Annotated in this window: 15 protein-coding genes; 6 read left to right on the top strand and 9 right to left on the bottom strand. The window is 71.7% G+C overall.

Annotated elements, in window-relative coordinates; genetic code table 11:
- The first annotated feature begins 138 nt into the window (after window positions 1–138).
- Window positions 139–1,050 carry a hypothetical protein gene (locus ABD811_RS14080; RefSeq protein ID WP_344946498.1) on the top strand — a complete coding sequence of 304 codons (912 nt, stop codon included), beginning with the start codon at window positions 139–141 and terminating at the stop codon, window positions 1,048–1,050.
- 1,584 nt (window positions 1,051–2,634) lie between these two features.
- Here the strand turns inward: ABD811_RS14080 and ABD811_RS14075 are convergent.
- From ABD811_RS14075 to ABD811_RS14065, 3 genes are all read right to left on the bottom strand, one after another.
- Entirely contained in the window at window positions 2,635–3,267 is a 633-nt protein-coding gene (locus ABD811_RS14075; protein WP_344946495.1) for a LysE family translocator, read from the bottom strand.
- 459 nt (window positions 3,268–3,726) lie between these two features.
- A complete protein-coding gene (locus tag ABD811_RS14070) occupies window positions 3,727–5,106 on the bottom strand; it encodes an MFS transporter (protein WP_344946492.1) in 1,380 nt (459 codons plus the stop codon).
- Window positions 5,107–5,398: 292 nt separating this feature from the next.
- On the bottom strand, window positions 5,399–5,548 hold the full coding sequence (locus ABD811_RS14065) for a transposase (protein WP_344946489.1): 150 nt from the start codon (window positions 5,546–5,548) through the stop codon (window positions 5,399–5,401).
- A 243-nt stretch (window positions 5,549–5,791) separates the two neighbouring features.
- Between ABD811_RS14065 and ABD811_RS14060 the strand changes: the two genes are divergently transcribed.
- The gene (locus ABD811_RS14060; protein WP_344946486.1) at window positions 5,792–6,460 is read left to right on the top strand and encodes a nucleoside triphosphate pyrophosphohydrolase; all 669 of its coding nucleotides are present in this window, start codon (window positions 5,792–5,794) and stop codon (window positions 6,458–6,460) included.
- A gap of 197 nt (window positions 6,461–6,657) precedes the next feature.
- Here ABD811_RS14060 and ABD811_RS14055 read toward each other — a convergent pair whose 3' ends face one another.
- The 3 genes from ABD811_RS14055 to ABD811_RS14045 all read right to left on the bottom strand — a co-directional run bounded on the left by ABD811_RS14055 (window position 6,658) and on the right by ABD811_RS14045 (window position 8,474).
- Window positions 6,658–7,257: a DUF4291 domain-containing protein gene (locus ABD811_RS14055; protein ID WP_344946483.1), complete on the bottom strand. Its 600-nt coding sequence runs from the start codon at window positions 7,255–7,257 to the stop codon at window positions 6,658–6,660.
- A gap of 91 nt (window positions 7,258–7,348) precedes the next feature.
- Window positions 7,349–8,086 (bottom strand): TetR/AcrR family transcriptional regulator, encoded by a 738-nt coding sequence (locus ABD811_RS14050; protein ID WP_344946480.1) that lies wholly within the window; start codon window positions 8,084–8,086, stop codon window positions 7,349–7,351.
- A gap of 118 nt (window positions 8,087–8,204) precedes the next feature.
- Complete coding sequence (locus ABD811_RS14045) at window positions 8,205–8,474, bottom strand: hypothetical protein (protein WP_344946478.1); 270 nt, start codon at window positions 8,472–8,474, stop codon at window positions 8,205–8,207.
- Between the two features lie 340 nt (window positions 8,475–8,814).
- On the opposite strand from ABD811_RS14045, the gene ABD811_RS14040 reads away from it, so the two are divergent.
- Window positions 8,815–9,729 (top strand): TIGR03620 family F420-dependent LLM class oxidoreductase, encoded by a 915-nt coding sequence (locus tag ABD811_RS14040; protein WP_344946475.1) that lies wholly within the window; start codon window positions 8,815–8,817, stop codon window positions 9,727–9,729.
- 17 nt (window positions 9,730–9,746) lie between these two features.
- On the opposite strand, the gene ABD811_RS14035 is transcribed toward ABD811_RS14040, so the two are convergent.
- Complete coding sequence (locus ABD811_RS14035) at window positions 9,747–10,403, bottom strand: response regulator (protein ID WP_344946472.1); 657 nt, start codon at window positions 10,401–10,403, stop codon at window positions 9,747–9,749.
- Window positions 10,400–11,581: a sensor histidine kinase gene (locus ABD811_RS14030; protein WP_344946469.1), complete on the bottom strand. Its 1,182-nt coding sequence runs from the start codon at window positions 11,579–11,581 to the stop codon at window positions 10,400–10,402. Before ABD811_RS14030 ends, ABD811_RS14035 begins: the two co-directional genes overlap by 4 nt.
- A 168-nt stretch (window positions 11,582–11,749) precedes the next feature.
- Between ABD811_RS14030 and ABD811_RS14025 the strand changes: the two genes are divergently transcribed.
- From ABD811_RS14025 to ABD811_RS14015, 3 genes are read left to right on the top strand one after another with little or no spacing between them, the layout of a single operon-like run.
- Window positions 11,750–12,664 carry an ABC transporter ATP-binding protein gene (locus ABD811_RS14025; protein ID WP_344946465.1) on the top strand — a complete coding sequence of 305 codons (915 nt, stop codon included), beginning with the start codon at window positions 11,750–11,752 and terminating at the stop codon, window positions 12,662–12,664.
- Complete coding sequence (locus ABD811_RS14020) at window positions 12,661–13,428, top strand: ABC transporter permease (RefSeq protein WP_344946462.1); 768 nt, start codon at window positions 12,661–12,663, stop codon at window positions 13,426–13,428. Before ABD811_RS14025 ends, ABD811_RS14020 begins: the two co-directional genes overlap by 4 nt.
- On the top strand, window positions 13,425–14,231 hold the full coding sequence (locus ABD811_RS14015) for an ABC transporter permease (RefSeq protein WP_344946459.1): 807 nt from the start codon (window positions 13,425–13,427) through the stop codon (window positions 14,229–14,231). Before ABD811_RS14020 ends, ABD811_RS14015 begins: the two co-directional genes overlap by 4 nt.
- Here ABD811_RS14015 and ABD811_RS14010 read toward each other — a convergent pair.
- Complete coding sequence (locus ABD811_RS14010; protein ID WP_344946457.1) at window positions 14,228–14,542, bottom strand: hypothetical protein; 315 nt, start codon at window positions 14,540–14,542, stop codon at window positions 14,228–14,230. The two genes, ABD811_RS14015 and ABD811_RS14010, sit on opposite strands and share 4 nt — an antisense overlap.
- Between the last annotated feature and the right edge of the window lie 518 nt (window positions 14,543–15,060).

The following is a 15,060-nucleotide window of genomic DNA, read 5'->3' as shown; positions in this document are numbered from 1 at the left end:
CGCACACGCGCCGGGGACACGGGTGGTGTCCCCGGCGCCTCGTTTTGTGCGGCGGTTATCCCCAGAACGTCGTTCTATTTTCGTGGGGGTCGCCGACGGCCGAACCTGTATGGCGAACGCACGCCACAGGAGGCCGCCATGTCCGAAACGATCGACGTCACCGTGCCCGAGGAGGTCACCGCGACCTTCGTCGTCGCGGCCGACCAGGCCGATCTGCCGCTTCCTTTCGAGGGACTGCCCGAGCCGTTCGCCGCCGAAGCGGCCGAGCGGCTCGGCACGCCTGCCCTGTCGGTGACCACGTACAGCGCCGACGCCTCACCATGGGACCTCCACCGTCCACTGCACGCGCCCGACGAGGACGAGCCCGAATCGGCGCGGAAGGCCGCGCACCATATCGGAGTCACCGCCACCGTCCCCGCGCACGACCTGCCGTTCGGCCTCCAACTGGCCCGCGCCGTGACCGGCGCCGTCGCGGACGCCGTCACGGGCGTCCCGATCGACATCGACACCCGCCAGGTCGTACCGTTCTGGGACGCCCCCGAACCGTCACGGTTCGCTCTGGCCGACGACTGGCTGGGCGCCTGGCTGCCGCCCTTCCCCGTCAACCCCCAGTGCCCGGCGGCCGACGACGACCACGACGGCTGCGCGTGCCTGGAACTCACCACCCGCGGCCTGACCCGCTTCGGCCTCCCCGAACTACGCATGACCGCCGTCAGTTGCCGCCATGACCTCGCCGCTCTCAACATCCTGCGCACCACGGCCCAACGCCTGCTCCCCCTCGGAAGAAGCCCCGGACGCCACGCCCTCTCCAGAGAACTCGCACTCACCGGCATCGACTTCGGCGCCTACTGGGGAACCGACGAACCGATGTGGAGCGGCGGCCCGGTGCCCGTCCAGCTCACCCGCCTCCGCCCGGACCTGCTGAGAGTCGGCCCTCCCCCCGACTGGCCCGGCTCACAGAACGAGTGGCTCTGGGACGAACTCCCGCCAGTCCTCTACGACCTCCTCAGCTACACCCCCGACCCCCCAGACCCCGTAGCCCCGCAGTAACCCACCCAAACGAGCCTCCGTCCCACCCCGCAACCGACCAGACGGCCCCCACCCAGCCGCCCTAGAAGCCCCTCCACGACCGCAGCGACGCATGAACACCACACGACAGCACACGGCCCACTCGCAAGAATCGTGCCACCAGGCCGTACGCGACGAAGATCCAACAGCAAACGCTGTTTCCTCAGGGGCATTGCGGCCGGCTGGTGAAGTGACGCCGCCGCCGGATCATTCAGGACAACAGCGCGCAACCGCCAGTCACGCCTTCAACTCACCGAGCACGACTCTCACCACAACGTCGATTTCGCTGAGAACCTGTCCGACAAATGGGCCCCGCAGGGTGGCAGCGCCCAGCGCCATGTCGCAGCGCCCGGCGGCCCCGCCTCGCACAGCTCGACAGCCCGCGTCACACAACTCGACGGCCCATGTCGCAGCGTCCGGCGACCGCATCACACGACTCGGCGCCGCGTCACACGGCTCGGCGGCCCGAGTGGCAGGACTCGGCGCCGCGTGACACGGCCCGGCAGCCCATGTCGCAACGCCCGGCCGCCGCGCCGCACAACTCGGCGGCCCGCGTCGCACAGCTTGACAGCCCAGGTCGCACAGCTTGGCAGCCCGCGTCGCACAGCTCAGCGGCCAGCGTCGCACGACTCGACGGCCCATGTCGCAGCGCCCGGCGGCCCGCGTCACCCGGCCCGGGCGGCCCATGCCGCAGCGCCCGGCCGCCGCGTCACATGGCCCGGCAGTCCTCCTCGCACAGCTCGGCAGCCCGCGTCGCACGACTCGACGGCCATGTCGCTGCGCCCGGCGACCGCATCACACGGCCCAGCAGCCCGCGTGGCATGACTGGGCGCCGCGTCGCACGACTCGGCAGCCCGACATCGCACTGCTCGACGGCCCGCGTCGCACGGCTAGGCGGCCCTCCTCGCACAGCTCGGCGGCCGGCGTCGCACGGCCCGGCAGCCCGCATCACACGACTCGACGGCCCATGCCGCAGCGCCTGGCCGCCGCGCCGCACAACTCGGCGGCCCTCCTCGTACGGCGGGCAGCCCGCATCGCACGGCCCGGCGCCGCGTCACCTGGCACGGCGGCCCATGTCTCAGCGCCCGGCGACCGCGTCACACGACTCGGCAACCGCGCCGCACAGCTCGACGGCTCATGTCGCAGCGCCCAGCCGCCGCGTCACACGACTCGGCGCCGCGTCACACGACTCGACAGCCCGCATCGCACGGCTCGACGGCTCATGTCGCAGCGCCCGGCGAGCGCGTCGCATGGCTTGGCGGTCTGTGTGGCGCGGCTTGGGGCGGGTGGGAGGGGGCGGCGGGCCAGTAGGGGTTCTACTCCTCTGGCTGCAGGCTGTGGGCGGCGACGACCGCAGCATGTCCCGCATTCGCTGCGTCTGCCAGCGGCAGCACGCCATCTCGCTGGTATTGACCGGCGGGATGGCGGCCAGTAGCGGGCGTACTGCCAGTCCGGCGGTGAAGGGGGCGGCGTCAGGGGGATGCCGACGCCGGTGGTGGCGTGGTGCTGTGTCGTAGGGCTCGGCTCGTGTGGCGGGAGGCGGCGGCGAGTGGCGTGCTGGCGGTGTCAGCGTTCGACGGCCAGGCGTACTCCGAGGCCGATGAACACGCCGCCCGTCGCGACGTCGATCCGGCGGCGGGCGGCCCGCCTGCGGCGCAGCCATCCGCCGATCCGTCCCGCCAGCACTCCGACCGTCCCGTCGACCAGGAACTCCAGCACGATCAGGAGCGTCCCGAGAATCGCGAACTGCAACCACACATGGCCGAGCCCCGGGTTGATGAACTGCGGGAGGAAGGCGATCGTGAACGTGACCATCTTCGGGTTGAGCAGGTTCGTCAGCAGGCCGGACAGATACGCCCGGCGCCCCGGCATCCCGCCGCTCTCGACCGGCACGTCCTCCATGGCGGCCTTGCGGTGACGGATCATCTGGACGCCGAGGTAGATCAGGTAGGCGGCACCGACGACGCGCACCACCGTGAAGGCGACCGGCACCGCCGCGAACAGGGCGGCCAGCCCGGCGGCCGCCACCGCGACGTGCACGGCCTCGCTCGTCGCGACCCCGGCCGTGGCGAGCAGGCCGGCGCGCGGCCCGCCCCGCATCCCGCACCCCAGGACGAACAGCATGTCAGGCCCTGGAGTGATCATGGCGACCATGGTCGTGACGGTGAACGCCACAAGAAGGTGCTGGTCAATCGGCATGGGGTGATCGTCGCACATCAACACATCCCACGCTTACTGATTATTCGCTCGACAACGGTTGGGAGTCTGTGGAACAGGCGCCATCCCCGGCCAGGTGGTGGGAGCAGCAGAGGCAGGTTGACACCCGAAGGCATCCAGAAAATGGGAAGCACCTGCGCACCGCCCTCACCGCTGTAACGCAGCGGCGAACGAACGACGTGCGCGCCGGCATGCACGGCGCCGCTGACGGCAGCGCCGCCCAGTTCCGAGGCCACGGCCAGACCGCCGGTTTCAGGATCGCTCCGCACAATTCCACCGGGTCGACCGCTTCCACGAGCCGCCACCGCGGCCTGATCGGGACCATCGCCCACCAACTGCCCGTGGCGTTTCCGTACCACGCCTGCACGTCCGGAAACTCCTGCTTGACCCGTTGGGGAGCGGACGGGGTGGGTTGTTCGCGGTTTGGCGGTGTGGTGGAAGTCAGGCTGGGCGGTGTAGGGGGGTGTGGCGTTTGCGGAAGCTGTCCAGGCGGCTGGCGGTCAGGTCGTAGCGCAGGGTCAGGGCGATGGACGCGGCGGTCAGTGCGGCGGGGACCAGGGTCGCGCCGAAAAGAATGGCGTCGACGGCGCTGTCCGGCTGGGCCACCGGCTCCTCGGGTTCGGACGAGACGAATCTGGTGGCGGCCAGCAGCCAGCCGAACAGCAGGGCGCCGAGTGCCATCGTGACGGTTTCGAGGGCGGTCCACAGTCCGGTGAACACTCCGGCGCGGCGCGTGCCGGACCGCAGTTCGTCGTAGACGAGGGTGTCGGCCAGCATGGAGAACTGCAGCAGTTGCAGACCCGCGTATCCGATACCGACCAGCATCGTGCACAGGTGCGCGTACACCGCGCCGAACATCGGGGTCAGCGTCAGGCACGCCCCGCCGAGCAGGAACAGGCCGCCGGCGACGACCATGGCGCCGCGCTTGTCGTAGTGGCGCGCCACCGCCACCCAGCCGGGCATCACCAGCACCATCGGGCCGATGAGGGCCAGGAAGATCGTGGTGATCGCGCCGGTGTCCTCCAGGATGTAGGACGCGAAGTACGGCGCGCCCGCCAGCATGATCCCGACGGCCAGCATCTGGGCGCAGCTGAGGCAGGCCAGCAGGACGAACGGCCGGTTCCCGCGTGCCGCGGCCAGTTGCCGCCGGAGGGTGGCGTGTTCCGCGGGGCGGTCGGAGTCGCTCCGGACGATGCGGGGCGCCCGGGCCGTGCCGAAGAACGTGCCGACCATCCCGGCGAGCATCACCGCGCCGATGACCAGGCCCATCAGCCGGTAGCCCGGAATGGTCGGGTCACCGCCCCGCGAGTTCACGAGTAGCGGAGCCAGGCCGCCCGACAGCAGGATCGCCAGGCCCAGGAAGGCCATCCGCCAGGTGAGCAGCACGGACTGCTCGTGGTAGTCGTCGGTCATTTCCGCCGGCATGGCCTTGTACGGGACCTCGAACAGCGCGTACGCGGTGGCGGCGAGCACGAAGCATCCGCCGATGTACAGGGCGGCGGGCACCCCGCGCAGCGAGGTTCCGGCGAACATCAGCACGAACAGCGGGGGCAGAGTGATGGCGCCCGCCAGCAGCCAGGGCCGTCGCGCGCCGTGTCGTGACACCGTGTGGTCGGAATACCGTCCCACCAGCGGATTGATCAGCAGGTCCCATACTTTTGGCAGGAAGACGGCGACCCCGGCGACTCCCGCGGGAACGTCGAGCACATTGGTGAGGTAGTAGAGAAGCAGCAGGCCGGGGATGGTGCTGAACGTTCCCGTACCGAAAGAGCCGATCCCATAGCCGATGCGCAGCGAGCGGGGCAGTGGAGCCGGAGGCATTGGCCCATTAGAACGTGTTCCACCACGGTGGAGCAATGTGACTATATGGTCATTTTTGGCCGGTTATGGCGTACTCGCTTGTCGATTGCCAAGAAGGCGCCGTAACGGGCGGCTTGTGCCGCGGCGCGCCGTACCGCCTGCGTGCCGGACCTCCTAGTGAACGTGCCGCCGACCGTGGGGAGATGGTCGTCCTTTTCACGGCTGCACCGGCCCGGTGGAGGCGCATCGGTGCCGCTGGGAGGTCCGGCAACCGCCTGCGCGTGTCTTCGTCGCGGTGCTGTTCGGACCTGTCTTAGTACTCCCACCAGGTCCCGGTGTGCAGGGCGAACAGGATTCCGCGCAGCACCTTGCGATCGTCCAGCCGCTTGCGGCCGGGGTGACGCTTGCGGCGCTCGACCGTCGGCAGAAGCGGCTCGATCCGCTCCCACAGGCTGTCGGGCACGATCCACGGGGATTGCTCGCCTTACGCACACCGCCACACCACACCAGCCATCACCATGTGCCGCGCTGCATGCTTTTATGACCTCTTAAGCGCGGTCGGGGCCGCGGTTGCGACGTCTGCGAGCCGTGGTGGCGGCCATCCTGGCCGGCCTCGGCAACATGGTGGACGCCGGGCTTCCATGCTGGCGGTGGACTGCCGCGGGCACCGTGCTCAGGTTCGCACCGGCGGCTAACGTCGTCTGCCATGGAGACCGAGGGAGTGCCGGGGGCGCTCGGCCGGGTGCTGGACGACATCGCCGAGGAACGCGCCGCACAGGATCGTCGGTGGGGTGTGCAGGAGTTTCCCGACGGCAGCGGGCCGCAGTACGCCGAGGCGGCCGAGCGCGCGAAGCGCGAGTGCGCGGAGGCGTGGACGCGCGGAGAGCTGACCTGGCGGCACGTGCTGACCGAGGAGTTCTACGAGGCGCTCGCGGAGTCCGATCCCGCCGAACTCCGCACGGAACTGATCCAGACGGCCGCCGTCGCGGTGAAATGGGTGCAGTCTCTGGACCGCCGGCACGGCGCCGCGTCCAGTCCCGGTGGCAGCGGCGGCGCACGAGCCGAGAAGCTGGTCCGCGACCGCGTTCCCGACATCATCCGGGCCGACGGCCGCGAACCGGACGTGCGCGTCGTCGCGGACCCGGAGTACGCGGCGATGCTGCGGGCGAAGTTGTACGAGGAGGCCGGGGAATACGTTTCGAGCGGGGACGCGGAAGAACTCGCCGACCTGCTGGAGGTCGTCCACGCGCTGGCGGCCCTACACGGCCTCGACCCGGAGGAACTCGAACGGCGACGTGCGGCCAAGGCCGCCGAACGTGGTGGATTCGCCGGCCGCACCGTCCTGCGGCTGCCTTCCGGCAGTTCGCAGAGCTGACTTTGGGACGTCGCACCGAGCCTCCGTCTACGGGCAACGGCCCCGGGCGGGCAGGGAGGTCGGGCCGAGCGAGGGCACGTCGGTCTGATGGCGGACGGCGTCGATTGCCCTTTTCTATGTGGCCGTGACGGTTGCTCGTGCGGTTCCTGGCCGCTCGCTCGTGCTGCTGACGCGGTTCTTTTCCGAGGCCGCTCGCGTCAGGGGACGCGGTCGGCGCCGATGCGGTCGGCGATTTCGGGCGGCAGCGGGTAGGGGCGTTCCTTCGGCAGGAGGGAGTTCGCCTTGGCGGTGTCGCCGTCCTGCAGGAGGCGGTGGATCTTGCGGACGAGAGGCGTTCGGTCCTCGATCGAGATCGTCCAGTCGTCCACGTAGCGGTCCACGATGTGACGGCTGATGCCGACCTGAAGGCTGCGGGCCTCCAGCTTGGCGCCGCGCAGGGTGCGTTCGGGATCCCACTGGACGTGGACGAGCGCTCTGGCGAAACGCGCGCGCCACTCGTCGGAGTCACGGAAAACGCGCCGGTCGGGGTGGGTCGGCACGGCCTGCCGAAGGGCCTCCTCCCAGCCGGCACGGGTGATCCGCACGGCGAGGATCATCTCCTGGCCCGGCTTGCGGGCCCAGTTGCTGCGTGCCATCAGCCACAGGAACGACGGTTTGATCCACGTCATCCTGATGCGGGAGAACGGGGGCACGAACCGGCCGGCCTCCAGCGCGGGGACGGCGATCCCGGGCCGGTACGCCTGGTAGACGGTGATCGACTCGCGGTCGTGGACAGCGCGGATCTCATGCGTGCGCATCGGACGGGCGGCTCCTCGCCGGGACGGCCTCGGGGTTCGACGGTGCCCAAACGATGCCGCCGCGCCGTCCGCCCGTTCAACCGAAAAAAGATCAGGCGTTCGTCCGGTGGCGGCGGCGGTGGGCCTTCTGGCGGCAGGCCTGGCCGCAGTACCGGGCCGGACGCCCCGTCCCCGCCGTCTGCAACGGGGCACCGCAGACCGCACATCCCCTGGTTTCGTTACTACTTTCGTTACGTGACGGATGTTTCGTTACGGCACCGCCCGGCGGGCGGAGTGCGTCACCGACCAGCTCGATCATTCGCCCCGGGCGCCCCGCCGCCCGGCTCTGCCGCTCCATGACCAGGCATCCGCTCATGACGGCTCGCACATCGGCCACGTCCACGTCGCCGCGCACGGCACCGGCCTGCTGGGCGCGGCGGAGCAGCGCGCCGAGGACGTCGTTGAACTCCGCGTCGATGCAGCCGACTTTGAACCGGTCGATGCCCCCCTCGTCGGCCAGGGCCTCGCACAGCGCGTGGTTGAACATCGCCCGGTCGACGACGGCGGCGAAGAAGCCGAAGAACGCCGCGCCGGGATCAGCGGCGGTCAGCAGGGCGCGCGCATCCGTCACGATGCCGTTCAGCCGGTGGCTCACCACCTCCCAGAAGAGCGCCTCCTTCGTGGGGAAGTGCCGGTAGACCGTGCCGGCGCCGACGTTGGCGCGGCGGGCGATCTCGTCCAGCGGGACCAGCCTGCCCTCCTCGGCGAACGCCTCCTGCGCGGCCCGCAGGATCCGCTCGCGATTACGCCGGGCGTCAGCCCTCAGCCGCGTCCCCTCGTCAACGCCCACCTGACCGGTCACCTCCCAGACCCCCTTCACGACGTCCTGGAATCCGAAGACCCCGCACGACCTGCCGCCGATCCCCAGCCTCCCAGAACTTCACGTCAAGGCGACACATTCCATGTCCTCACCCGTTGCCATGCAGGACGACGGACAGCGCCACCGGGCGATGGTGATCTTCGACAGCCCGTAGGCCGAACTGTTCGGTACGGGCGTGCCGTGACGGCGCCATGACCCGGCGCACCGGTACCTGCCGTCCCAAGAAGCCCGTGCCGAGCAATCGTCGGAGGGGTATGGCACAGCGCGGCCGACGACCAAGCACGGCCGGCAGCGCCAGGGCATTCTCCCAGGCGGCCAGGGCGTCGCCGGGATCGGCGGGCAGCGTGGAGGCCGCCATGACCTGCTCCGTCCGGTCCGCCTTCAGCCAGGTGTACGCCAGACGTCGTGCTAGGCCGGGCGACCACGGGGCCCACCAAGTGACGTTCCCAGGCGCAGCACGCTGGACGATCACCCGCCGCACCGGCAGCCACGGCGGGCTCGCCCACGAAACGACAGCGCCGTGCGCACCGCCCGCGCGTTCACCTTCCGGCGGCTCGGCAGGGCCGACCGTCGGCCCGCAGGGGCGCGACGACGTTGACAAGCGGGGCGAGCGTTCCGGTATGGTCCCTCTTAACCGGGCCGAGCGTTCCGGATCATCGGACGTCACGGCTGGGCGACGAGACGAGGAGATGTGCGGGATGACGAATACGGCGGTGGTCGAGGCCCGGCGGCGGCTCGGCCGGGTCGGAGCGGGGCTGATGGTTCCGATCGCGCCGGCCGAGGAGTGGCGGCGGGCGGTCGGGCGCGTGGAGAAGGCCGGTTTCGGGTCGGTGTGGATCAATGAGGCGATCGGCGGGCGGGAGGCGTTCGCGCAGCTGGGGGTGCTGCTGGCGGCATCCGACCGGCTCGTCGCCGGAACCGGCATCGCCAACCTGTGGGCGCGCCACCCCGCGGCCATGCAGGGCGGCGCCGCGGTGCTGGCCGACGCCTATCCGGGCCGGGTGGTGTTCGGCGTCGGCGTCAGCATGGGAGCCATCGTCGAGGGCAGCGGCCAGAAGTGGGACGCGCGGCCGCTGCGGCGCATGCGCGAATACCTCGACGCCATGGACGCCTCCGCCGACCAGGCGCCGAAGCCGGCGGTGCCCTTCCCCCGCCTGATCGCCGCGCTCGGCCCGAAGATGCTGGAGCTGGCCGCCGAACGCGCCGACGGCGCCATCACCGCCACGCTGCCGGTCGAGCACACCCGCATGGCACGCGAGGTCCTCGGTCCGGACAAGCTGCTGGTCGTGGGGCAGGCCGTCATCCTCGAGACCGATCCGGACAAGGCCCGCGCCATCGCCCGCCAGGTCACGAACCCGGGACTGCCCGAGTCCCCCTACGACCAGGCGCTCAGGCGGCTGGGATACAGCGACGAGGACCTCGCCGACGGCGGAACGGACGAGCTCGTCGACAAGCGCATCCCCTGGGGAACCCCGGACGCCATCGCGGCGAAGATCGCGGAGCACCTGGACGCCGGCGCCGACCACGTGTCCGTCTTCGCCCTCACCCCCGACCTGGAGACCATGACCGATCAGCTGGAGGCGCTCGCCCCCGCCCTGTTGAAGCTCGGTTAAGCCCGGCTGGGGCTCGGTCAGCGGGGGCGGACGACGCCCGTCTCGTAGGCGACGATGACGAGCTGGGCCCGGTCGCGCGCGTGCAGCTTGGCCAGCAGGTGCCCGATGTGGGTCTTGACGGTGGCCAGGCTGAGCCGCAGATGGTCGGCGATCTCGGCGTTGGACAGGCCGCGCGCGACCAGTTCCAGCACCTCCAGCTCGCGGGAGGTCACCCCGTCCAGCTCGCGGGCCACCGGGCGGGACGGTTCGGGGCGGCGGACGAACTCGGCGATCAGCCGCCGGGTGACGGTCGGGGCGAGCAGCGCCTCCCCCGCCGCGACGACACGGACGGCCGCCAGCAGGTCGGCGGGCGGGGTGTCCTTGAGCAGGAATCCGCTGGCGCCCGCGCGCAGCGCCGCGTAGACGTAGGCGTCCAGGTCGAACGTGGTGAGGATGAGCACCCGCACGTCCGAGGTGGCGCAGATGCGGCGGGTGGCCTCGATGCCGTCCATCTCGGGCATCCGCACGTCCATCAGGACCACGTCGGGCCGTTCGCGGGCCGCCAGGTCGACGGCCTCGGCGCCCGTGCCGGCCTCGCCGACGGCGACCAGGCCGGGCGCGGTGTCGACCAGCAGCCGGAAGCTGCCGCGCACCAGCGCCTGGTCGTCGGCGACCAGTACCCGGATGTCGGTCATCCGCTCCTCACGGTGTCGTACGGCAGGCGGGCCCGCACCGCGAAACCGCCCTCGGGGCGGGGCCCGGCGGTGAAGTCCCCGCCGTACATCATGGCGCGTTCGCGCATGCCGATCAGTCCGTGCCCGGCACCGGGGGCGGGGTCGGGCGGCAGCGTGCGCGCGCCGGGCCCGTCGTCGGTGACCTCGATGCGCACCTCGTGCCCGTCGGCCTCGACCAGAACGCGGCAGCGCGCCGGGGCGGCGTGCTTGACCACGTTCGTCAGCGCCTCCTGGACGATCCGGTACGCCGACAGCGCGACGCCCTCGGGCAGCTCCCCCACCCTCAGTTCCAGCTCGACGCGCACGCCCGCCAGCGCCGCGCGTTCCACCAGTCCCGCCAGTCCGGCCAGGCCCGGCGCGGGCGCCAGTTCGGCGTCGGCCGGACCGCCGGTGCGCAGCACCCCGAGCAGCTGGCGCATCTCGGCGAGGGCGCCGCGGCTGGCGGACTCGATGACGCGCAGCGCGTCGCGGGCCTCCTCGGGCCGTTCCTCGGCGACGTGGTTGGCGACCCCCGCCTTGACGGCGATCAGGCTCATGCTGTGTGCGACGACGTCGTGCAGCTCGCGCGCGATCCGCAGCCGTTCCTCGGCGACCGCCTGGTCGGCCAGCCGTGTCGCCGACTGCTCCGCCTGCGCGCGCCGTTCCCGCACGGCGCGTCCGAGCGTCCACGCCCCGCCGAGGACGGCCAGGGCGAGCAGGATGTCGAGGAGGCGTTCGGCGCGCCAGTCGCGGGGTCCAACAAGTGCGCCGGCGAACAGCGTCACGCCGCTGAACGCGCCGATCACGGGCGTGGGGATCCAGCGGCGCCGCGGCTGGACGAGCGCGACCGCGTACAGCGCGTACGCGGCGGCGGCGAACGACAGGTTCGGCAGGTCGGCGGGCACGGAGACGATCGACAGGGCCAGGACCAGCGCGAACACCGTGACGGGCCAGAGGCGGCGGACGGCGAGCGGCAGTCCCGTGCCGGAGATGACGAGCCATTCGGCCGGGCCGGGCAGCGCGGCGTCGCCAGGGGCGCGAGCGCCGGTCAGCCCCATCAGGAACAGCGTGTAGAGGACGGCGAACGCGGCGTCCATCGCGATGAGCTGACGGCGGTCCAGCCGTCTGGCCAACAGGGAACGCAACTCCGAATCCGCCACGTACCGACCGTAACGGCGCCGACGCCCGGATCGCCTCCGGCCACGGGATGTCATCCCTGGGTCTGACAAGCGCGCGCGAGGCGAGCCGCCGTCGCCCCCTGGTCGCAGGTGCGGTTTCGGCTCGTGCTCCGATGCCTCACCGCGCCCTGACACGCGACCGTTGACGGCATGATCGAAGTACGTGAGCTGACGAAACGCTACGGCCCCACCACGGCCGTGGACCGGCTGTCGTTCCAGGTCTCCCCCGGCACCGTGACGGGGTTCCTGGGGCCGAACGGCGCGGGCAAGTCCACGACCATGCGCGTGCTGCTCGGCCTGGCATCGCCCACCTCCGGCGCTGCGCTGGTCAACGGCAGACGCTACGCCGAGATGCGTCGTCCCCTGTGCGAGGTGGGGGCGCTCCTGGATGCGACGGCCGTGCACGCCGGCCGCACCGCCTACGACCACCTGCGCTGGCTGGCGCGCAGCAACGGCATAGGCACACGCCGCGTGGCGGACGTGCTGGAACAGGTCGGTCTGGCCGGGGTGGCGCGCAAGCGCGCCGGCGGTTTCTCCCTGGGCATGAAGCAGCGGCTGGGCATCGCGGCGGCGTTGCTGGGCGACCCCGGCGTGCTGGTCCTGGACGAACCCGTCAACGGACTCGATCCGGACGGCGTGCGCTGGATCCGCGAACTGCTGCGCGCGCTCGCCGCCGAGGGACGGGCCGTGCTGGTCTCCAGCCATCTCATGAGCGAGATGGAGATGACCGCCGACCATCTCGTCATCGTCGGCCGGGGACGCCTCATCGCCGACACCTCCGTCAAGGAACTGGCCGCGCGGTTCCAGCGCGGCGTCCTCGTCCGGTCTCCCCGGCAGGCCGAGCTCAGCGGCGTGCTGGCGGCGGCGGGCGCGAGCGTGGACACGCTGCCCGACGGCGGGCTGTCGGTGAGCGGCCTGGACGTCGCCCACATCGGCGAGCTGGCCGCCGCGCGGGGAATCCCGCTGCACGAGGTGAGGCCGCGCGGCGCCTCCCTGGAAGAGGCGTACATGGAGCTGACCGGCGCGGACGTCGACTACCGCGCCGCCGAGAGGGCGCGGTCGTGAGCGGGGCGCTCGCCGCCGAGTGGATCAAGCTGCGGTCCGTCCGCTCCACGTACTACGTGTTCGCCGTGGTCGCCTCGACGCTGCTGCTGGCGGCGCTGATGGCGTGGAACGGCACCAACGCCTGGGACTCGGGGACGCCGGAGCAGCGCGCGGCCTGGCAGCGGGCACAGCCGCTGGAGACGATGTTCCTGCCGCTCGTGCAGTTGTGCGCGGCGGTGCTCGGCGCGATGGCGATCACCTCCGAGTACACGACCGGGATGATCCGCACCAGCCTGACGGCCGTGCCGTCCCGCCCCGCCGCGCTGGCGGCCAAGGCGGCGGCCGTGGCCGCGCCCTCGCTCGCCACCGGGCTCGCCGCGATGTTCGCCACGCACGGCATCGTGCGGCTGGTCATCGGCGACCGTCCCCTGGCCGACTACGACACGCCGTTCCCGGACTCGGTGCCACTGCTGTTGGCGCTGGGGCTGTCGGTGGGGGCCGTGGCGTTGGTGGGCCTGGGCGTGGGCACGGCGTTGCGCTCCACGGCCGGCGCCATCGTCGCCGTCTGCGTGCTGCTGTTCGTGTTGCCCGTCCTGCCGGCGTTCCTGCCGTCCCCCTGGGACGAGCGTCTGGCCGGTGTGCTGCTGCCCAACCTCGCCATGCAGCTGGCGGGGGCGGCCGATGACCCGCTGCTGCCGCCCATGGGGGCCTTCGCGGTCATGGCCGCGTACGTGGTGGTCGCCCTGGGCGCCGGTGCCGTACTGCTTCTGAGGAGGGACGCATGAGGAACACGACCCCCGGGTTCACCGCGGGCAGCGTCCTCGCGGCCGAATGGCTCAAGCTCCGCACGCTCCGCTCCACCTTCTGGACCCTGGCGGCGGCGGTCGCGTTCGTCGGGCTGGCCGCCCTGCTCGCCTGGTACTCCGCCAACGTCTGGGACGGCCTCACCCCGCAGCGACGGGAGCGGTTCGCACTGTCCCCGCTGGCGGACCTGACGTCGTGGGCGGTGTCGCTGTGCATGGCCGTCCTGGGCGTGCTGGCCGCCACGTCCGAACACCGCACCGGCACGATCCGCGCGACGTACGCCGCCGTGCCGCGGCGCGGGATGGTGCTGGCGGCCAAGGCCGCCGTGGTGGGCGCGGTGGCGCTGGCCGCCGGGCAGGTCACGGTGTTCGGTACGTTCCTGGCGTCCTCGGCGATCATCGGCGACCGGCCGATCACCGGCCAGAACCTCGTCCTCGCCGACCAGGCGGCGCACCTGCTCGTCGTCGGCCTGTCGGTCGCGGTGTTCGCCCTGCTGGGCCTCGCCCTCGGCGTCCTGCTGCGCTCGACGGCCGGCGCCATCGTGATCGTCGTGCTGCTGTGGCACATCCTGCCGCTGCTGGTGGCCAACCTGCCCGCGCCCTGGGACGCACGGATCGGCTCGTTCATGCTCGCCGGCCTGCCCGAGCAGGTGGCCGAAGGGGCCGGCACACCGTCCGTCTACGGTGACCTGCTGGCGCCGCCGGCGGCGCTGGCGGTGCTGCTGGCCTACGCGGCGGTGCCGCTGGCCGCCGCCGCGATCACGGCCGGTCGCCGCGACGCCTAGCCCGCGCGCAGGTGGGCCGTCCTGACGGTCAGGCGCCTGCGCATCAGGTCGATCGCCTCGGTGAGGTCGGGGGCGGCGGCCTGGGCGCGCAGGCGCCTGCCGTCGATCTCCACGACGGCCTGGGCCAGCGCGGGCCGCGGCAGCGACGGGTCCTCGACCACGCTCAGGGTGACGCGCACGGACCGGACCCTCTCGCGCGTCCCGGCCAGCGCCTCGTGGACCGCGTCCGTGGCGGCCGCCCGTTCGGCCTCGCCCACCTTTCCCGAGGTCAGGAATGCGGGTTCCGGCAGTTCATGACGTGTCAGGTTCATGATCTCTCCCACTGTGCGGCGGTCAACGCCGAATGGTCGGATCGCCTCCATGAACAAGGACTTCGAAGCCCTTCCCGGAGTTCACCCGACCAGGCGAGAGCTTCATCACGAGAGCTCCGTCACGAGACCCCTGTCACGCGGCCGGCGCCCCCCGGATACCGCCACGCGCCAAGCCGACCCGGTCCACCCGGGCGGCGGCGTGGGCGGCCGTGCGGGCGGGAGCCCGATCCGGGGGCGCCGAAAAGATGAGATATGGAAATGAAGGTTTTCGGGTTCATCGGCGAGGAAAGCCGCGTACAGTTGAGGCCAACGGTTCGCACCAGTACTTGAGTGACGGCCGGGTGGTCTCGGCCACTCGCATGCTCCCATGCCGTCACGGCGGCGCAGCGACGCCGCGTGTTTTCGTGTGCATCCCACAAAACCCATCCGATCCTCTAGCATGGGGCGCGTATCTCCCGCCTGAGAGCGGGCCCGTCGACTGGCTGGTGAACCCTTGCCCCAGGATGCAGCTGCCCCCA

It is taken from the genome of Actinomadura miaoliensis (assembly GCF_039536785.1).
GTDB classification, from domain to species: domain Bacteria; phylum Actinomycetota; class Actinomycetes; order Streptosporangiales; family Streptosporangiaceae; genus Spirillospora; species Spirillospora miaoliensis.
The sequence above is the reverse complement of the archived record's forward strand: the minus strand, read 5'-3'. Positions and strand labels throughout refer to the sequence as shown.